The organism is Burkholderia sp. COPS (assembly GCF_019425585.1).
GTDB lineage: Bacteria > Pseudomonadota > Gammaproteobacteria > Burkholderiales > Burkholderiaceae > Burkholderia > Burkholderia cepacia.
In genome coordinates this window covers 1-18,680 of the sequence record NZ_WIXR01000024.1, presented here as the reverse complement: position 1 = coordinate 18,680, position 18,680 = coordinate 1, and the positions used below count along the sequence as shown (strand labels likewise).

At 62.7% G+C, this 18,680-nt stretch carries 20 protein-coding genes and 3 pseudogenes; 14 read left to right on the top strand and 9 right to left on the bottom strand.

The features are described from left to right. The first annotated feature begins 240 nt into the window (after positions 1–240). The 3 genes and pseudogenes from FOZ70_RS38140 to FOZ70_RS21635 form a co-directional block, all read left to right on the top strand. Positions 241–759, top strand: a complete 519-nt coding sequence (locus FOZ70_RS38140) for an RHS repeat-associated core domain-containing protein (protein WP_258025699.1) — start codon at positions 241–243, stop codon at positions 757–759. Next, complete coding sequence (locus tag FOZ70_RS21640; protein WP_059631096.1) at positions 756–1,061, top strand: hypothetical protein; 306 nt, start codon at positions 756–758, stop codon at positions 1,059–1,061. Before FOZ70_RS38140 ends, FOZ70_RS21640 begins: the two co-directional genes overlap by 4 nt. A 426-nt stretch (positions 1,062–1,487) precedes the next feature. Next, a pseudogene (locus tag FOZ70_RS21635) lies at positions 1,488–1,742 on the top strand (transposase); the annotation flags it as partial. 255 nt (positions 1,743–1,997) lie between these two features. Here FOZ70_RS21635 and FOZ70_RS21630 read toward each other — a convergent pair. After that, positions 1,998–3,041, bottom strand: a complete 1,044-nt coding sequence (locus FOZ70_RS21630) for an IS110 family transposase (RefSeq protein WP_219706673.1) — start codon at positions 3,039–3,041, stop codon at positions 1,998–2,000. Positions 3,042–3,107: 66 nt separating this feature from the next. Here FOZ70_RS21630 and FOZ70_RS21625 point away from each other — a divergent pair. The 5 genes and pseudogenes from FOZ70_RS21625 to FOZ70_RS21600 all read left to right on the top strand — a co-directional run. Continuing rightward, positions 3,108–3,989 (top strand): annotated as a pseudogene (locus FOZ70_RS21625) (IS3 family transposase); the annotation flags it as partial. Between the two features lie 36 nt (positions 3,990–4,025). Next, positions 4,026–4,241: pseudogene (locus FOZ70_RS21620) on the top strand (RHS repeat-associated core domain-containing protein); the annotation flags it as partial. Between the two features lie 320 nt (positions 4,242–4,561). Continuing rightward, complete coding sequence (locus FOZ70_RS21610) at positions 4,562–4,960, top strand: SMI1/KNR4 family protein (RefSeq protein WP_219706671.1); 399 nt, start codon at positions 4,562–4,564, stop codon at positions 4,958–4,960. A 194-nt stretch (positions 4,961–5,154) separates the two neighbouring features. Continuing rightward, a complete protein-coding gene (locus FOZ70_RS38135; RefSeq protein ID WP_346656409.1) occupies positions 5,155–5,418 on the top strand; it encodes a hypothetical protein in 264 nt (87 codons plus the stop codon). 66 nt (positions 5,419–5,484) lie between these two features. Further along, complete coding sequence (locus FOZ70_RS21600) at positions 5,485–5,988, top strand: hypothetical protein (protein WP_219706670.1); 504 nt, start codon at positions 5,485–5,487, stop codon at positions 5,986–5,988. A gap of 476 nt (positions 5,989–6,464) precedes the next feature. Here FOZ70_RS21600 and moaD read toward each other — a convergent pair whose 3' ends face one another. From moaD to fdhD, 5 genes are all read right to left on the bottom strand, one after another. Continuing rightward, positions 6,465–6,722: a molybdopterin converting factor subunit 1 gene (gene moaD / locus FOZ70_RS21595; RefSeq protein WP_021157913.1), complete on the bottom strand. Its 258-nt coding sequence runs from the start codon at positions 6,720–6,722 to the stop codon at positions 6,465–6,467. A 52-nt stretch (positions 6,723–6,774) separates the two neighbouring features. Then, a complete protein-coding gene (locus tag FOZ70_RS21590; RefSeq protein WP_219706669.1) occupies positions 6,775–7,347 on the bottom strand; it encodes a molybdenum cofactor biosynthesis protein MoaE in 573 nt (190 codons plus the stop codon). Between the two features lie 46 nt (positions 7,348–7,393). Then, positions 7,394–8,518: a GTP 3',8-cyclase MoaA gene (gene moaA, locus FOZ70_RS21585; RefSeq protein ID WP_219706668.1), complete on the bottom strand. Its 1,125-nt coding sequence runs from the start codon at positions 8,516–8,518 to the stop codon at positions 7,394–7,396. A gap of 205 nt (positions 8,519–8,723) precedes the next feature. Continuing rightward, positions 8,724–9,938: a gephyrin-like molybdotransferase Glp gene (glp, locus tag FOZ70_RS21580; RefSeq protein ID WP_219706667.1), complete on the bottom strand. Its 1,215-nt coding sequence runs from the start codon at positions 9,936–9,938 to the stop codon at positions 8,724–8,726. Continuing rightward, positions 9,938–10,807 carry a formate dehydrogenase accessory sulfurtransferase FdhD gene (gene fdhD / locus FOZ70_RS21575; RefSeq protein WP_219706666.1) on the bottom strand — a complete coding sequence of 290 codons (870 nt, stop codon included), beginning with the start codon at positions 10,805–10,807 and terminating at the stop codon, positions 9,938–9,940. The genes glp and fdhD overlap by 1 nt, the downstream gene beginning before the upstream one ends. A 425-nt stretch (positions 10,808–11,232) precedes the next feature. Between fdhD and FOZ70_RS21570 the strand changes: the two genes are divergently transcribed. The 5 genes from FOZ70_RS21570 to FOZ70_RS21550 all read left to right on the top strand — a co-directional run bounded on the left by FOZ70_RS21570 (position 11,233) and on the right by FOZ70_RS21550 (position 15,814). Then, positions 11,233–12,633: a cytochrome ubiquinol oxidase subunit I gene (locus FOZ70_RS21570; RefSeq protein ID WP_219706665.1), complete on the top strand. Its 1,401-nt coding sequence runs from the start codon at positions 11,233–11,235 to the stop codon at positions 12,631–12,633. Positions 12,634–12,636: 3 nt separating this feature from the next. Continuing rightward, the gene (cydB, locus tag FOZ70_RS21565; protein WP_021157920.1) at positions 12,637–13,644 is read left to right on the top strand and encodes a cytochrome d ubiquinol oxidase subunit II; all 1,008 of its coding nucleotides are present in this window, start codon (positions 12,637–12,639) and stop codon (positions 13,642–13,644) included. Between the two features lie 163 nt (positions 13,645–13,807). Continuing rightward, positions 13,808–14,728, top strand: coding sequence for a bestrophin family ion channel (locus FOZ70_RS21560; RefSeq protein ID WP_021157921.1), 921 nt, complete (start codon positions 13,808–13,810; stop codon positions 14,726–14,728). 71 nt (positions 14,729–14,799) lie between these two features. Then, on the top strand, positions 14,800–15,393 hold the full coding sequence (locus tag FOZ70_RS21555) for an SMI1/KNR4 family protein (protein ID WP_059485987.1): 594 nt from the start codon (positions 14,800–14,802) through the stop codon (positions 15,391–15,393). A 34-nt stretch (positions 15,394–15,427) separates the two neighbouring features. Beyond that, the gene (locus FOZ70_RS21550) at positions 15,428–15,814 is read left to right on the top strand and encodes a VOC family protein (RefSeq protein WP_219706664.1); all 387 of its coding nucleotides are present in this window, start codon (positions 15,428–15,430) and stop codon (positions 15,812–15,814) included. Positions 15,815–15,836: 22 nt separating this feature from the next. On the opposite strand, the gene FOZ70_RS21545 is transcribed toward FOZ70_RS21550, so the two are convergent. After that, positions 15,837–16,169: a hypothetical protein gene (locus tag FOZ70_RS21545; RefSeq protein ID WP_219706663.1), complete on the bottom strand. Its 333-nt coding sequence runs from the start codon at positions 16,167–16,169 to the stop codon at positions 15,837–15,839. Between the two features lie 491 nt (positions 16,170–16,660). Here FOZ70_RS21545 and FOZ70_RS21540 point away from each other — a divergent pair, with 491 nt between their 5' ends. Continuing rightward, entirely contained in the window at positions 16,661–17,071 is a 411-nt protein-coding gene (locus tag FOZ70_RS21540) for a VOC family protein (protein WP_059492667.1), read from the top strand. A gap of 106 nt (positions 17,072–17,177) precedes the next feature. On the opposite strand, the gene trpS is transcribed toward FOZ70_RS21540, so the two are convergent. Together trpS and FOZ70_RS21530 are read right to left on the bottom strand one after the other, a co-directional pair. Then, complete coding sequence (trpS, locus tag FOZ70_RS21535) at positions 17,178–18,191, bottom strand: tryptophan--tRNA ligase (RefSeq protein WP_059485983.1); 1,014 nt, start codon at positions 18,189–18,191, stop codon at positions 17,178–17,180. A gap of 209 nt (positions 18,192–18,400) precedes the next feature. Next, positions 18,401–18,556 (bottom strand): hypothetical protein, encoded by a 156-nt coding sequence (locus FOZ70_RS21530; RefSeq protein WP_021157927.1) that lies wholly within the window; start codon positions 18,554–18,556, stop codon positions 18,401–18,403. Positions 18,557–18,680 lie beyond the last annotated feature (124 nt).

The following is an 18,680-nucleotide window of genomic DNA, read 5'->3' as shown; positions in this document are numbered from 1 at the left end:
AGATCCGTGCCGGGAAATGAGGCAATGAGTGCCAGTTCACGTGAACCGACGGCGATACGGCTATGACGTGCTACCCGATCTACTCTATCCAACTGTGGTGTGATGTCGATATGCCTTGCTACACAAGGCTCAACGACATGTCATTTACCGCACGATACCACTATGACGATGAATGCGACGTGCATCGCTGCGGGAGATTGCGAAAGCTGAAAGGTCGGTCGTAGCGGCAAGTAGACGGGGCTGCACTATAACCGGCATCGGTATTACGATCCGGCATCGGGGCGTTTCGTGTCGAAGGACCCGATCGGGCTCGCAAGCGGGATCAACGTCTTCCAGTACGCACCGAACCCTATAACTTGGGTCGATGCGTTAGGGTTGACGGGCAAGCCTCTGCCTGGGCCCACGAAGATCAATCGGATTGGCGGTAACTCGATCGATAACCTCCGTCTGAAAGAACCAGAAAGGAAGGTCAATCCTCCTGGAATCTCTGTCCTGCACGGCTGTTGTCCCTGCGTTGCAGCTCAACAGATGAGGAATGCCTTTCCGAAGGCCACGGGCTTGCTGAAGGCAACTGAAACTGTCGCATCAGGTACGGCAGATGCCGTCCGAGGGGCAGGGTTCGACGTTATTGAGGATCCGACTAATAAGTTTCCAAATCACGCTCGAATCATTCATCCTAGTGGTGCCGACGGATTCAGCAATGAAAATCTCGAGCGATTGTCCGAAGCGCTTGGGAAAACCACGGAGTGCCCACGATGATGAAGTTCCATTTAAACGATTGCAGTGGAAATTTTGCAGGAGAGGTCACGGTGACTTCTTCAGAGGGGGGGCTCATGATCGGCAACTTTACTCCTGGCGAGAATTTTCGCTCGTATGAACTACTCTTCGTGGAATTTGAGCAAGCCGCAAACAATCAACTTTTTGTAGAGATAGACAGGCTAGAGCGCGAAATCATTGAACTTGGCTTTTATTTGGTTGGCCCACTTCCGAACGAGGGTCGCCTTGAAATTGAAGACTTACAGATCATGGGAAGCGATGTGAGCTTTCGAGTGAGGTGTTAAGCGCCAAGGGTCGTAGTTGCGCCCCTTGGCGTTGTCGGGGTTGGCATGAATCTGGCGTAATGGTGATCTGGCGAGAGACGTTATTGAAGGAGAGGTAGACATGGTCGCCGGGATTGAGGTCGAAGAGTTCCATGTGTGTACGACCTACTACCTGATCTGCTCTGGTCAACCGCCGAGCAACGTCGAGATTCATTATTGCACAAGGCTCAACGACATGTCATTTACCGCGCGATACCACTACGACGATGAATGTGACGCGCCTCGCTGCAGGAGATTGAAAAGCTGAAAGGTCGGCCGTAGCGGCAAGTAGACGGGGCTGCACTATAACCGGTATCGGTACTACGATGACCCTGACCCAAGAAATAGTCCGGTGCAAAAGTAGAGAAATTCGGCATGATGTGTCCACGCGGACACGAAGGCCATGCCATGAAGACGAGCAAGTTTACGGAAGAGCAGATCGCATTTGCCCTGAAGCAAGCCGAGCTGGGTACGAAGGTCGAGGAGATCTGCCGCAAACTCGGAATAAGCGAGGCGACTTTCTACAACTGGAAGAAGAAATTCGGAGGGCTGGGGCCTTCTGAGTTGCGCCGCTTGCGCCAGCTCGAAGAGGAAAACACGAAGTTGAAGCGGCTCGTGGCGGACCTGAGCCTGGACAAGGCCATGCTGCAGGACGTACTCGCAAAAAATGTATGGTCCGCCCCGGCTTTGCAAGGCGAGCGTTGTCGATCCGACGCATGTCAGTTTGCGTAAATGTATCCGGCCTCTCGCGAGTCGAACGCTTTTGGCGTTCAGGCCATGATGAGATCTGCGCGTACCGTTCCTAATAAGCTGGATCGGGCTTGCTAGCCCGCTTTTTTGACCAAGGCTTACGACACGCCAGTCAACTGTTGCGTCATCTCGATTCCACGTCCCTGCAAACTTGAAGTCGATTCGGTTCTAGAAGCGAGGATCCATTTTTTTGTACAGGGCGCCCGGGCGCGTGAGTACAACCCACGCGACGCGAGCAAGTTTGTTCGCCAGCGCTATCACGACCTTGTTGTGATGCATCCTGCTCTCGAGCGTATCCAGCCATCGCCCGAGCCGATCTCTTGAGCGATCCAGATGCATCAGACAGGACTGAGCGCCCAATACAAGTAAGCGGCGCAGGTACGTATTGCCGCGTTTGCTGATGCCCAAGAGCGTAGGCTTGCCGCCGGTCGTATGCTGACGCGGAACGAGGCCGATCCATGCAGCCAAGTCACGTCCGCTGCGGAATTGCTTGCCATTTCCAATGGCTGCGCACAAAGCGCTTGCCCCAAGCGGGCCAATTCCCGGAATCGTCGTGAGGCGCTGTACAACGTCATCGTGCTTGGCAGAGACTTCGATCTGACCGGAAAGTGCGGTGACCCGCTCGTCAATACGCAGGAAGTCCGACCACAGATCCATCAGCAGCTGTCGCATCGTCGGCGTCAGATCGTTGGAATCGTCCGCGAGAATGCGAGTCGCATCGCGTCGAAACATGCCGATACCGGTGTGGATTGCGATGCCGTATTCGAGCAGAAAGCAGCGAAACTGACTCACCAGGGCCGTGCGCTGATGAACGAATTGGGCACGCACGCGGTGCAGCGCTTGCATGTCAAGTTGCTCGTGGCGTTTGACAGGGACGAAGCGCATCGTTGGGCGCGTTACTGCTTCGGCGATTGCCTCGGCGTCGAGCGTGTCATTCTTGTTCGACTTCAGGTAGGGCTTGACGAATTGGGCCGGTATCAACTTGACGTCGTGGCCGAACGCGATCAGTTTCCTTGCCAGCCAATGGGATCCTGGACAAGCCTCCATGCCCACGAGCGCGGGAGACGCGGTTGCAAAGAACTGTAGCAAGGCGTCGCGACGAAGCTTGATTCTCAGGGTGGGCCGTCCATGCTGGTCGGCTCCGGCGATGTGAAACGTCGTCTTGCCCAGGTCGACGCCGTAGACGGCGCAGCTGTGAGAAACGATACGCATGATCATTCTCCGACGGTTTCGGGGGCTTCAGTATCCCCCTTCAGGGAGGGGCGGACCATCCTATTAGCTCTGAAGCCTGCCCGTCGGCGCATGTTGATCGATGAATTGCGTGATCGCTATCGAACCAGCCTGACGAAGACTTGCGCGTTGTTTGGCATGTCTCGTTCACTGTATCGGTATCAGTCGGTTGCGCGTGATTCGTCGGCGCTGCTCATGCGTATCAAGGAGATCACCGCCACGCGCGTGCACTATGGGTATCGGCGCGTTCACGTGGTCCTGCGACGGGAAGGCTGGCGAGATAACTGCAAGCGCGTCTACAGGCTGTATCGGGCAGAGGGACTCTCACTGCGGCATAAGCGGCCACGACGCAACAAATCGGCTCGGCTGCGACAGCCCAAGCATATCGTGACCGCGATCAACGAAATCTGGAGCATGGATTTCGTTGCGGATGCACTGTTCGACGGGAGACGTCTACGGACACTGACCGTCGTCGACAACTACACCCGGGAATGCCTGGCCATCGAGGTCGGGCAAAGTCTGAAGGGGGAGCATGTAGTCGAAGCGCTGACGCGTATTACTGCCCTGCGCGGGCACCCCGCCACGATCAAGGTCGACAATGGCAGCGAGTTCATTTCGAAGGCAATGGATCGCTGGGCCTATGAACATGGCGTTGAACTGGATTTCAGCCGGCCGGGCACGCCCACTGACAACGCCAAGGTCGAAAGCTTCAACGGGCGCTTCCGGCAGGAGTGTCTGAACGCACATTGGTTCTTGTCATTGGCCGACGCGCAGAGCAAAATCGACGACTGGCGCACGTACTATAACGAGGTTCGTCCCCACTCCGCATTGCAGTGGATGACACCCGCAGAATTCGCCCGTCAGGCAAGGGAATCCGCCTCGCCTGACAACTCAACCAAGCCGGAAATCTCCACTTCCGACCGGGACTAATTCTGGTTCAGGGTCAGCCCCTCGTTCGTCTACAGCCGGCATCGGTACTATGACCCAGGCACGGGGAGATTCATCAGCAACGACCCGATCGGGCTGCAAGGTGGCTTGAACGCGTATCAATACGCACCCAATCGGATAGGCTGGATTGACCCGCTTGGTTTGCTATGCCGGCGGCCAGGTGGCTATCGTGTGAATGATGCAGATCAACACGGCAACCTTATAGTCGCCCAAAGCGAATCGGGCACCGGGTAACACAAATACGATTGCCGACGGGCTTGTGCAGTCGCATCATCCAATTCAGCAGGAATGGGCAAAGTAGCAGGTGTTCCCTAACGCGACCTATAGTTCGGGAACTGCACCGGCGGTTTTGCTGCCGAGCACTTCGGGCTCCGTCCACGCTCAAATTTCTGGCATGCAGCGGGCATTCCGAAATAAAAACGGCTTCAATACGGATGTGCAGACAGAGTTTAATGAGGCCGCCCGACAGATGAGGGCAGCAGGTGTTCCAGAAAGTGTTGTAAGGCGAGCGATGCGACAAAATTACAAATATTTCGACTGTTTGGGAGCTTTCAATGCTAAATAGAGCGTATCTTAGTCAACACTTCGAACTGAGAATTCCAGCGACCCCTAGCCAGATTAATGTTGCAGAGGCGAAGGTCGGGCTGTCTTTTTCTAAGGAATACGTTGATTTTTTGAAAATCACAAATGGACTAAGTTCGATGGGCTGTTTGGCTTTGCATGAAATAGAAATTCTGTCTGAGAGAAATATAGAATATGAAGTCCCAAGGTACCTTCCGGGATGCTTCATGATTGGGGATGATGGCGGTGGACAAGCAATTTTGATTAATTCTAATGGAGAGGTATTTGAGGTGGGAATGGGGGTAATGAACCCGAAATTTCTGGAGAGATCGGCTGATTCACTGACAGATCTGTTGGTGAATCTCAAGGGCTTGACGCTTGGGGAGAGGTGAGATCTACGTTGCCCCTCGGAATCGTTGGCCAGCTAAGGAAACACGGATTAATAGGCGATCGCGCAAGGTGATGAGCAACGTGGTACGCCGGGAAGGGATTAGCAATCCGCTGCGCTTTGCGGGGCAATACTTCGACGCTGAAGCGGGCTGCACTATAACCGACAAGGTACAACGATCCGAGTAACGGACGGTTTATCTGCAAGGACCCGATCGGTCTAGCTGGTGGCATCAACGTCTTCCAGTACGCTGTAAGCCTGGTGCAGTGGATTGATCCTTTGGGACTGAGCGGCACACTTGCAGGCAGGCTCGCGGACAAGGCGCAAAGGTTGCCGGCGTCACAGCGGCCAAACACGGTCGCAGTGATTGTTTTGACCCTAGCCCACAAAACTGTCCCATTTGGAAGTGAAAAATTCCGGCATGACGTTGTCATCGAGACCACGATTTCAAGACGCCCATAGGTTTTGGTCCCAATGGAGGCACTCAAACTTCAGTGCGCGTTCACCAAGACAATGGAGGAAAGATACATGGACATCCCAGAGGCCCAGAGACCCCGTGATTCACATTTTGATTGGGGGAGATTCTCACGTTCCGTGATTGAGTCATACGGGAGCTTTGAATCTCCTGACTACTCGTTCGTTAAGGCGAATCTTGCTTTGGCAAAGTATCCTGATGTAATTCGGTTTCTCGAAGGGAATTTTGATTTCACGGAGGATACTGAGCCCAACACGGACGTGAGTTATGGGTATTTCTTGAAGGAAGGTACTGAGAATTTCATATTGCGGGTGTCGCTTGTTGGTCCGTACTATTACTTATCGTCATTGTTGTCGGACGGAAGTCAAAAGTCACCGAGTATTGACCTGTCAACAACCGATTCTATGTACCCCTTGATAAAGCATATGGAGGAGGCCGGTATGATTTTTACCTCTGTTGAAGTGTTGGATAAAAGGTTCACTTTTGGCAATCAATCTTCAAGTGTCTACTCGATTCTTTACTGTTACGAAGACGAGCCATCCTGGGTAGAAGGTTAGGAGATAGGGGCGTCTCTTGGGCGTTTGATGCAGCAGGTCATTTTCGGCGAATTGAATTAAGAGCGGACCGGAGCGATGAGTTGGCGTGTATCTTGCATCAGCGCTCCGCCTGCCAGTTTGTCGAGTTGCGACGGGCCTCGGGAGATATGCGTCTGAACGACGATACGGCGCGTCAATTGGCCGAGCAGTTCAAGCATTACCAGTGAGGCACTGGGCAGTTTTGTTTCCAGTGTCGCGGGTCCATGCCTTGCCGCCTTGGCACAGCCAAATCGGATGGGGATTGCTATGCAAGACATCGTCCGCGAAGGCGACACGACAAACCACGGCGGCGCGGTCATGCAAAGCTTCGCCAACACCGACCTCAACGGCCGGAAGATCACCGGCCTGGGGCACTGACCTGCTGGGGGCCGCTCAGGCAAGCAGCCGACGCGCGCCGGCCCGTATCCGACACCGGCGGGATCCCGCCCGTCGCGACGTCACCCGCCCGTCACCGGCGGGAAAAACGCGACCTCGCTGTCCTCCCGCACGACGAATTCACCCGTCACCATCTCGAGGTTGACGGCCGCGCGCACGGGCCGGTCCATCCGCAGCGCGTCCGCGCTGCGGGCGTCGCGCGCGGCCAGCGTGCTGCGCAGCGCGTCGACGGTGAGTTCGCGTGCGTCGACCTCGACGGTTTCCTCGTCGCGCTCGAGTTGTTCGCGAATGCTTGCGAAGTATTTGATCGTCAGTTTCATTGCGATGTCTTGAATGGAGTCGGCGGAATCGGAAAACGCGCGGCGGACCGACTCAGCCCCAGCGCCGCATCGCCTGGTCGTCGTGCGCCTTCGCCTCGACCCAGCCGGATTCGCCGTCGTGCCGGATCTCCTTCTTCCAGAATGGCGCGTGGGTCTTCAGGAAGTCCATCAGGAATTCGCACGCATCGAACGCACACGCGCGATGCGCGGCGGCCACCACGACCATCACGACAGCCTGGCCGAGCGGGATGCGCCCGACGCGATGCACGATCTTCACCGCTTCGAGCTGCCAGCGCGCGCTGGCTTCCTCGACGATGCTCCACAGGGCCTGCTCGGTCATCGTCGGGTAGTGCTCGACCTCGAGCGCGACGACATCGTCGACATCACCTTCGTTACGCACGACCCCGAGAAAATTCACGACCGCACCGACATTCGGATTGCGAACGATCGGCGCAAGCTCCGCGCCTGCGTCGATCGGTGCGTACTGCACGCGCACTTCGAAGCCGGCGGTAATCGCGGGCGGCGGTTCGTGGTGCGGGTCGGCCGCATCGACGGGAGGCGGGTGGCCGCCGGCACGCAACGGATCGTCCGGCAGCCCGGCAGGGGATTCGGTGAAGGTCGTCATGACTGGTTCTCCATTTGGCGGCGCGTGCGGTGTCGCGCGGCGGCCCTCAGCCGCCGACGAGCGACATGCGCACGGTCGGATAGGTCTTGCCCGGCACGCGGGCCGGCCGCGCGGCCCGGCGCTCGGAATAACGATCGTCGCGGTGCGTCCAGCGATCGCGCACGGCGGCGGCGAGGTCGGCGCTCGACGCTGCTTCGTCGAGCCACGGCCGGAGGTCGGTACCTTGCGTCGCGAACAGGCACGTATAGAGTGTGCCGTCGGCCGACACGCGGGCGCGCGAACAGGTGCCGCAGAACGGATGCGACACGCTCGCGATGAAGCCGACCTCGCCTGCACCGTCGATGTGCGCGCAACGGATCGCGGTCGCATCGTGCGCCGGTTCGCCGACGAGCACGAGCGGATAGTGCACATCGATCAGCGCGCGCATCTGCGCGGCCGGCACGACCTTGTCACCCGACCAGAAGCTCGCGCCGCCGACATCCATGTATTCGATGAAACGCACGGCCACGCCGGTATGCCGGAAGTGCCGCACGAGCGGCAGGATCTGGCCGTCGTTCACACCGCGCTCGATCACCGCGTTGACCTTGACCGGCGCGAGCCCGGCCGCCTGCGCGGCCTCGATGCCGGCCAGCACGCGCGACACGGGCACGTCGGCGTCGCTCATCCGGCGGAACATCGCGTCGTCGAGCGCATCGAGGCTGACGGTCACGCGCGACAGGCCCGCGTCGCGCAGCGAACGCGCCTTCGCGGCCAGCAACGAGCCGTTGGTCGTCAGCGCGATTTCGACGGGCTTGCCGTCGACGGTCGTCAGCGCGGCGAGGCGTTCGATCAGCGCTTCGAGGTTACGGCGCAGCAGCGGCTCGCCGCCCGTGATGCGGATTTTTTCGACGCCGAGCGACGTGAACGCGCGGGCGATCTTTTCCAGTTGCGTGAACGACAGCCGCTCGGACGACGGCATGAACGCATAGTCGGCGCCGAAGCTCTCGCGCGGCATGCAGTAGCCGCAGCGGAAATTGCACTGGTCGATGACGGACAGGCGCAGGTCGCGCAGCGGGCGGCCGAGCGTGTCGGTCGGGCGGGGGAAGGCGCCGGGCGATGCGCCGCCGGAAGCTGCGGCGGCGGCCGGCGCGGCGGAAACGATGGCATTCACGATCGGTTCGTCGGCCTGCATGAAGTAAGCGAAGGGGCGGCGCCGGTCGGCCGTGCGCATGCCGAAATGGCGGCGCACGGCGCGTGACGAGCCTCATCGTGAGGATAGTCCGCCGGGTTTTTCCGGCAGGGACACAATCGCGCCCGAATTGCAGGAATACAGTTCGCGGTGCGGGACGCGCGATGCATGCGCGGCAGCGGCAGCGGGCGCGAGTCGGGCGTCGCGCTCATGCGAGCCACGGCGCGAATTCGTAATACGGTACCGCGTCGCCGTTCGCGATGCGTCGCCCGGCGGGCAGCCGGGCCAGCCCGCTCGCCTGCACGAGCGACTGCAGCGTGCCGGCGCCTTGCTGGCGCAGCGTATCGAGGACGGGCATGCCGTCGAGGCCGACCGTGCAGTGCACGCGCACGAAGCGCTCGCGCTGCGCGTCCGGTTCGAAGCCGCCGTCGATCGGCAGCGACGGCACGGTCGGCAGGCGTGCGGCGCGCCCCTGCAGGCGGCGGATCAGCGGCGCGACGAACAGCGCGAACGCGGTCATCGCCGCGCCGGGGTTGCCGGGCAGCAGCACCACCGGCCGCGTGTCGAGCCGCGCGAGTGCAACCGGCTTGCCGGGCTTCATGCGCACGCCGGCGACGATGAACGATGCGCCGAGCGCGTCAAGCGCGGGGCGCAGCAGATCCTTGTCGCCGACCGACGCGCCGCCGACGCAGATCACCAGGTCGCAGCCCGCGTGCAGATCGCGTAGCGCGCGATCGACGGCGGATGCGGTATCGGCGGCATGCACGCTCATCGCGACTTCGGCGCCGGTGCCCGAGACCAGCGCGCCGAGCATCGGCGCATTGCTGTTGTAAATCTGTTGCGGCGCACGCGGCTCGCCGCACGCGACGAGTTCGTCGCCGGTTGTCAGGATGCCGACGCGCAGCGCCGGACGCACGTCGATACGCGCGAACCCTTGCGCGGCGGCCACGCCGACATGCATCGCACTCATGCGCACGCCGGCTGGCACGAGGAGGTCACCGGCGCGCACTTCCTCGCCCCGGCGGCGGATGTGCGAACCGCTGCGCTGCGGCGCGTCGAATGCGACCCGGCCGTCCTGCTCGTGCGCATGCTCCTGCATCACGACGGTGTCCGCGCCGGGCGGAATCAGGCTGCCGGTGAAGAGGCGCGCGGCCGTGCGCGGGGCCAGCGGCGCCGGCATGTCGCCCGCATAACAGCGCTGCGCGACGTGCAGCGGCTCACCGAGTGCGAGATCCGCGTGACGCACGGCGTAGCCGTCCATCGCGCTCTGGTCGGCCGGCGGCTGGTCGAGCACGGCGGTGAGCGGCGCGGCCAGGACGTGGCCTGCCGCTTCGGCGATCGGGACGGACAGGGTGGCCCCGAGCGGCGCGAACGCGCTCGCGAAATGCTGCTGCGCGGTATCGAAATCGGTCAGTGGTTTCATCAGGAGAAGTCCGGGTGTGCTTGCGCAAGCGCCGGTTGGTCGGGGTGAACGGCGTCGGGCGACACGTACTCGACGAAGCCGTCGTTGCGGCAGAAGCCGAGCAGCCGCACGCCGGCTTCGCGGGCGACGTCGATCGCGAGCGACGTCGGCGCCGAGATCGTCGCGATCATCGGGATGCCGACCCGCGCGGCCTTGCGCACCAGTTCGTAGCTCGCGCGGCTCGACAGGAACACGAAGCCGTCGTGCAGGTCGGCGCGGCGCCGCGCGAGCCGGCCGATCAGCTTGTCGAGCGCGTTGTGGCGGCCGACGTCCTCGAACACGTCGAGCACGGCGCCGTCCCGGTCGCACCATGCGGCCGCGTGGATGCCGCCGGTTTCGCGCATCAGCGTCTGATGGGCCGGCAGCGTGCGCGCGGCGCGTGCGATCGCGTCGGCGCCGATGCCGGCGGCCGTACCGGCGGCGGCGATGCGCGGCGGGTGCAGGTCGAGCTGCGCGATGCTTTCGATCCCGCAGACACCGCATCCGGTGCGGCCGGCCAGCGCGCGTCGGTGCGCCTTCAGCGCCATGAACGCCTGCTGCGACACGGTCAGGCGCACTTCGGCGCTGCCGGGCCGGCATTCGCTCTCGATGTCGAACACGTCCGACGCACGCTCGACGATGCCTTCGCTGAGCACGAAGCCGAGGCCGAACGCGTCGAGGTCGATCGGGGTCGCCATCATGACCGTGTGTGCAATACCGTTGACCACGAGTGCAACCGGCGTTTCGTCGACGACGCGATCGACGGTGTCGCGCACTTCGCCGGCACGGTGACGTGTCACATGACACGCGGTGCTGCCGGTCGGCTCGTCGCGGCGGATGCAGGACTCCATGCGGTTTCTCCAGGCGGATCGGCCGGCGGGCCGGCCGGGTCGGGCGCGTGCGCCGGACCAGGGGAATCGGGGCTGCCGGGCGGGCGCGGCCGAGAGGCGCGCCGTGGCCGCGGGCAGGCGTTGCATCGGATGTTAACGGGGATGAACAGTGCGCCCGATGTACAGCGCCGCAGTGCGGAAAGCAGTACAGCTGAACGTCCCGCCGGCGCGAAATGTGTTTTCCGTACACACATCTTCGGCAACGGAAGCAGCACAGTTTCAGCGCACGTTCGAACGATTGCGAGTATCGTTGCAAACGCGATATCGTCATTCACGCTCCGATGCCATGCGAGTGACCGTTTTGTATTCGCATGTGTCTTCGGCAAGCCGTCGCGCGATTTCCTGCTTCGGGCGGACGTCCTCACAAACACGAGCAAATTACGGTCATGGAAATCTTCGATGCGTTCCATCTCGCACGATTGCAATTCGCATTCACGGTGTCGTTCCACATCGTGTTTCCCGCGATCAGCATCGGTATGGCGAGCTTCCTGGCGGTGCTGGAATGGCGCTATCTCGTCACCGGCGACGCCGCCTACAAATCCATGTTCCAGTTCTGGTCGAAGATCTTCGCGATCGGCTTCGGGATGGGCGTGGTCTCCGGCGTCGTGATGGCGTACGAATTCGGCACGAACTGGGCCGGCTTCTCGCGCGTCGCGGGCAACATCACGGGCCCGCTGCTCACCTATGAAGTGCTGACGGCGTTCTTCCTCGAAGCCGGCTTCCTCGGCGTGATGCTGTTCGGCTGGCAGCGCGTGAGCCCGCGCGCCCACTTCTTCGCGACGCTGATGGTCGCGGTCGGCACGCTGATCTCGACGTTCTGGATCCTCGCGTCGAACAGCTTCATGCAGACGCCGCAGGGCTACAAGATCGAGAACGGCCTCGTCGTGCCGGTCGACTGGTTCAAGGTCGTGTTCAACCCGTCGTTCCCTTACCGTCTCGTGCACATGACGATCGCGGCGTTCATCGTCGCGGGCTTCATCGTCGCCGCGTGCGGTGCGTGGCACCTGCTGAAGGGGCGCCGCGACGAGCCGGTGAAGCGCAGCTTCTCGATGGCGCTGTGGATGCTGCTGGTGCTCGCGCCGATCCAGATCGTCGTCGGCGACGCGCACGGGCTGAACACGCGCGAATACCAGCCGGTGAAGATCGCGGCGATCGAGGGGCTGTGGGAAACCGAGAAGGGCGGCACGGCGCTGAACCTCGTCGGGCTGCCCGACATGCAGGCCGAAACCACGCGCTATGCGATCCAGGTGCCGCACCTCGGCAGCCTGATCCTCACGCACAGCTGGGACGGCGAGATTCGCGGGCTGAAGGAATTCCCGCCGCAGGACCGCCCGTACTCGCCGATCATCTTCTGGACGTTCCGGATCATGGCCGGCCTCGGGATGCTGATGCTGCTCACCGCGCTGCTCGGGTTGCTGCTGAGAAAGGGCGGGCGCCTCTATGAAACGCGCTGGTTCCAGTGGTTCGTGGTCTGCATGGGGCCTTCGGGCATCGTCGCGCTGCTGGCCGGCTGGATCACGACCGAGGTCGGGCGGCAGCCGTGGACCGTGTACGGCGTGCTGCGCACCGTCGATTCCGTCTCCCCGCTCAACGCTCAGCAGGTCGGCGTGTCGCTGCTGGTCTTCGTGGTCGTGTATTTCCTGGTATTCGGAACAGGTATCTACTACATGATGAAACTGATGAAGCGCGGGCCGGCTGCCCAGGCCGGGTATATCGAGCTGCACCGGCATCCGGGGCTGCGCAAGAGCGCACTGTCCACGCCGCTGAACGTGACCGAAGCGGAGTAAGCCATGCAAATCGATCTTCCTGTCGTGTGGGCCGCGATCATCGGCCTCGGTGTATTCATCTACGTGATGCTGGACGGCTTCGATCTCGGCATCGGCCTGCTGTTTCCGTTCTTCGATGCGAAGGCCGAGCGCCAGGTGATGCTCGATACCGTCGCGCCGGTGTGGGACGGCAACGAGACGTTCCTGGTGCTCGGCGGCGCTGGGCTCTATGGCGCATTCCCGGTCGTCTATTCGACGCTGCTGCCCGCGAACTACCTGCCGCTGGTCCTGATGCTGGTCGGGCTGATCTTTCGCGGCGCGGCGTTCGAACTGCGCGCGAAGGCCACCCGCACGCAACACATGTGGGATCTCGCGTTCATCGGCGGCTCCGCGCTCGCGGCGTTCTGCCAGGGGATCGTGCTCGGTTCGCTGCTGCAGGGGATCAAGATCGTGAACAACCAGTTCGCGGGCGGGCCGTTCGACTGGCTGTCGCCGTTCAGCCTGATGTGCGGAATCGGCGTGCTCGTCACGTATGCGACGCTCGGCTGCGGCTGGCTGATCCTGAAGGTAGACGGCGAGTTGCAGCGCAAGATGCGGCTGCTGATGAAGCCGCTCGCGGGCGTGCTGCTCGCCGTGATGGGCGTGGTCAGCCTGTGGACCGTGATCGGGCTGCCGGCCGTCGCGCACCGCTGGTTCGGCAGCGGCAACCTGGGCTGGTTCCTGCCGGTACCGATCCTCGTCGTTGCATGCGTGTGGGGCATCTTCCACTCGGTGAAGCGCGCGCACGAGGCCACGCCGTTCCTGCTGACGCTCGCGCTCGTGTTCCTCGGCTACACGGGGCTCGTGATCAGCATCTGGCCGAACATCGTGCCCCCGTCGCTGTCGATCTGGGATGCGTCGTCGAGCCATTCGAGCCAGAAGTTCGCGCTGATCGGCACCGTGATCGTGCTGCCGATCATCCTCGTGTACAACGCGATGCAATACCGCGTATTCCGCGGCAAGGTGCGCGAGGGCGACGTCGGTTATCACTGAGCGCCGCATGATGTGACGGGCGCGGCGCGCGCGGGCGTATCATCTCGCGCAGCACGGCGCCCGGCCCGGCATCCACCCGACAGCGGCCCGCCACGCGCGGGCCGCTGCGCATCGGGCGCCGGCGTGCCGTATCGCGTATTTCCCTGGCAGTCGAGAAAACACCATGATCGTCCGACCACGACAAAACTGGCTCAGGATGCTGTTCGTCTGGAACGGCTCCGTGCTGCAATCGATCATTCCGCAGCTCGTGTTCATGGCGATCGTCAGCACGCTGGCGGTCTTCACGAACGGGCGCATCTTCGGCGAGAAGATTCCCCTCAATACCGCGCCGTTCACGCTGTTCGGGCTGGCGCTCGCGATCTTCCTCGCGTTTCGCAACAACGCGAGCTTCGAGCGGTTCAAGGAGGCGCGGCATCTGTGGGGCAACCTGCTGATCGCGGCGCGCGCGCTGACGTCGCAACTGAATCGCTACCTGCCCGACAGCGTCGGCGACGCCGAGCGCGACCGGCTTGCCGACCTGCTGATCGCGTTCACCTATGCGCTGAAGCATCAGCTGCGTCATACCGATCCGACACAGGACCTGCAGCGGATCCTCGGCGCGGAGCGCACCGCCGCGCTCGCGGGCAAGTGTTTCAAGCCCGTGGCGATCCTCGACGAGTTGCGCGGCAGCATCGTCCGCGCGCTGGGCCGCGCGCCCGGCAGCGACGCGACCTGCTGGATGTTCGAGGCGCAACTCGACGAGCTCGGCAAATCGGTCGGCGGTTGCGAGCGCATCCTGTCGACGCCGATCCCGTTCTCGTACAGCGTGCTGCTGCATCGCACCGTGTATGCGTATTGCGTGCTGCTGCCGTTCGGCCTCGTCGATTCGACGGAATTCTTCACGCCGCTGATCTGCGTGTTCATCGCGTACACGCTGATCGCACTCGAGGCGATCGCGAACGAGGTGGCCGAGCCGTTCGGCCTCGCGCCGAACGCGCTGGCGCTCGATGCGATGGCACGCACGATCGAACGGTCGGTGCTCGAACTGGGCGATCGCCCGCTGCCGGAGGAATTCGTGCCGGCGTCGACGTATCAGATCACGTAGGTGAGTGCGGGGAACGAGCGGGCCTTGTCGGGCGCTAGAATAGCGCTGGCCTGTTCTTTGGACCTGACGCAATGACCCTCGTCGACACCTATCTCGCCGGCCTGCGTGCCGTGCTGCCCGACACCGACAACGCGGCGCTCGCCGCCGCCACGGGCGCGACGCCCGCGCAGCTCGACGCGCTGCGTGCCGCGTATCCGCAGTGCCCAGCCGGCCTGCTCGAACTGCTCGGCAAGCTCGACGGCACCTACTGGCGCGACTACGGCGGCACGACGGTCAACGTGCTGGTGCTGGGCTCCGACGTTCACGAATACCCGTATTACCTGCTGTCGGCCGCGCAGATGCTCGAGGAAGGGGCGAAGTACCGCGACAGCATCGCCGAGATCTACGGCGACGACGCGAACGACGACGGCGAACTCGTCGACCCGCGCATCGACATCGCGCTGCCGATGGGCCGGCGGCTGTGCTTCTCGCATTGCATGAACAACGGCGGCACGTCGCAGCTCTACATCGACTTCGAGCCGGCGGCGGGCGGCAAGGTCGGGCAGGTCGTGCGCTTCCTGCACGATCCCGACAGCTACGCGGTGATCGCCGACGACTTCGACGATTACCTGCGCCAGCTGATCGACGGCGGTTATGCGTTTGTCATCGATTTCGACGAAGAATAGCGGCGGCGACGGCTGCTATTTCAGAGAGGTTGAAATGCGAATCTACGTGACGAGTATTTTTGTCGACGACCAGGACAAGGCGTTGACGTTCTATACCGACAAGCTCGGGTTCAAGCTGAAGAACAACGTGCCCGTGGGCGGGTACCGCTGGCTGACCGTGGTGTCGAAGGACCAGCCGGACGGCACCGAGCTGCTGCTCGAGCCGAGCAGCCATCGCGCGGTCGGGCCTTACAAGCAGGCGCTGTACGAGGACGGCATTCCGGCGGCATCGTTCCAGGTCGACGATCTCGATGCGGAATTCGCGCGGCTCAGGGATCTCGAGGTCCATTTCACGCTGGAGCCGATGGACGCGGGGCCCGTGCGCGTCGCGGTTCTCGACGATACCTGCGGGAACCTGATTCAACTGATGCAGATGAAGTGACGCCGCGCCGCTCGAGGTTGATCTACACGATGTTGTCCAGTGCCTTGACGTCTGCAATTCGAGGGTCGGTGATCCAGAGCGCATCGATCATCTGAAACACCAACGGGGCCAGCGGCGTACCGATGACCTGCTCCCGGGCAAGCGCGAATTCAAACAAGTCGGAAATATCGACACCCCGTTCCGCGGCGTTCACGACGGAGACAGGACCGCCTCCCTCGCGCGGAATATAGATCAATGAAACCAGGACGCGGTCGGCGGGCCCGGCGCTTTCTCCCCAGTCGGCCAACACGAGGTCGATGATCGGTGGATGGTCCGGCCTTCCGGGTGCCCATTGGATGAAATAGGCGCCAGCCACTGAATCGTCTTGGTGCAGTTCGCCCGTGATTCTCCTCGTCTCGCTACCACAACACGCACAATTGAAAGTGGATGCTTCCCCCGGGTACGCGTGTATCGATTCGTCGGCTGACATTGGGCGGAGTCCCGAAAGTAGTTGCAGGTCGAAGGCGGCGGTTCCTGCGGGGATTCGCGCGGTTCTCCTATCCAGGACCAGGCTCGCGGACAGCAGAACCGCCGAAATGAAGCCTATCAAGAAGCCGGGTCACCGACCTCGAAGTGCTCCACCAATGTGCCCGGAAGGACGTCGTCCGTGGATCGCATGCGAAACGATAGCGAGGCGCGCGGGCGCGGCATCGGTGGAGTGGATCAAGGGACGGCCCGCTACCGTCATGAACGACATCACGCGTGACAGTGTCGCGTGTGCAGGTATCGCCCACGAGCGGCAGCGTGGCTTCGGCGCGAATTGTCGCGCTCATGTAGACTCGTGTGCCCTTCAACGGAGTAGATGCAATGCAACTGCTTGATCACGTGTCAATCAGCGTGCCGGATATCGAACTGGCGCGCCCGTTCTACGATGCCATCATGGCCGCGCTGGGCGCGGCCAGGGTCTATGACCGGGGCACCGCACTCGGCTACGGCGAACGCTGCAATGCGAACGACACCGCATCGACCTTTCTCGCGATCTACCTGGATCCCGCCGAAGTCGGCGTGAGCAAGCGGCACTGGTGCTTCAAGGCCGCGAGCCGCGCGCAGGTGGACGCGTTTTTCGAGGCCGGCCTCGCGACGGGCGGGCGGTCCGACGGTGAGCCCGGCTTGCGGCCGCATTATCACGGCGACTACTACGGGGCGTTTCTCGTCGACCCGGCCGGCAACCGGGTCGAGGCGGTGTGCCACGCGTCCGTGCCGGCGCACGCATCGTGACGAGAGGCGGTTGCAGCGACGCACGCACGCGCACCTGATGGGGTGATCGCCACGCGCCGGCCCGATACTGTCCGGCGCGCGTTCACGCGCGCGCTGCCTGCGCCGCTCAATCGAAGTAGTTCAACCCCATCGCCCCCTTCACCTCCGCGAGCGTCGCGCCGGCCACGTCCCGCGCGTGCATCGTGCCGCGCTTCAGGATCGCCATCACCTCGGCCTTGTCGGCCTCGAATTCGCGGCGGCGCGCGCGGATCGGCTCGATCAGCGCCTGCAGCCGCTCGTTCAGCACGCGCTTGACGACGCTGTCGCCGAGCCCGCCGCGACGGTAGTGCGCCTTCAACTCGTCGACCTTCTGCACGTCGGGCTCGAACGCATCGAGGAACGTGAACACGACGTTGCCCTCGACCTGGCCGGGATCGCTCACGCGCAGGTGGTTCGGGTCCGTGTACATGTCCTTCACGGCCTGCGTGATCTCGTCCGGCGTCGAGCCGAGCGTGATCGCGTTGCCGAGCGACTTGCTCATCTTCGCCTTGCCGTCGATCCCCGGCAGCCGCGTGACCGCCGACAGCACGGCCTCGCATTCGACCAGCACGGGCTGGTCGACCGTCGCGTTGAAGCGGCGCACGAGTTCGTTGGTCTGCTCGATCATCGGCAACTGGTCGTCGCCGACCGGCACGTGCGTCGCCTTGAACGCGGTGATGTCGGCCGCCTGGCTCACCGGGTAGGTCAGGAAGCCGGCCGGGATGTCGCGCTCGAAACCGCGCAGGCGGATCTCTTCCTTGATGGTCGGGTTGCGTTCGAGGCGCGCGACCGTGACGAGGTTGAGCAGGTATTGCGACAGCTCGGCGAGCTCGGGCACCTGCGACTGCACGACGATCGTCGAGATTGCCGGATCGATGCCGACGGCGAGATAGTCGAGCGCGACTTCGATCACGTTCTCGGTGACGCGCTGGCGGCGGCCCATGTTGTCGGTCAGCGCCTGCGTGTCGGCGAGCAGCAGGAACTGCTTCGCTTCGTGCTGCATCTGCACGCGCGCGCGCAGCGAGCCGATGTAGTGGCCGAGGTGCAGCGGGCCGGTCGTGCGGTCGCCGGTGAGGATGGTCGGTCGGGTCGGGTGGGTCATGTTGATCGTTGCTCCGGGTTATCGAAGCCGCCAGCCATGACGTCTGCGCAGAAACGCAAATGCCGCCATGGCTGGCGGCATCACGTTTGGGACATGCAAAAGGAAACGGGCCGCCTGGGTCAGGCGCGCCACCAGCAATGCACGTTCGGCGAGGCGGGTCGGGTTTCCATTGCGCGAGTATAGCGTAGTGCGGGGACGGACGTGCCGTGTCAGCGGATGACGGACTCCATCGCAAGGTAGGCGGTTTCGGCCGACGGCCACAGCAGGTACAGCAGGCCGGCCATCAACAGCAGCGCGCCGGCGCGTACCAGCGGCGTGCGGTCTTTCTCGCGCGGGAGGCGGGTGGGCGGCTTCGAGTTCTTCATGCTTGCTGGCGCGCGAGGCGCCACTCCAACGGTTGCTGCAACGGGTCGGGTGAGGCGACGCCGGGGTGTTGCGGGGTTCGACGGGGGCTGGGTGCGGCCGGGCACCGTGTCGCCCGGGCGGGAC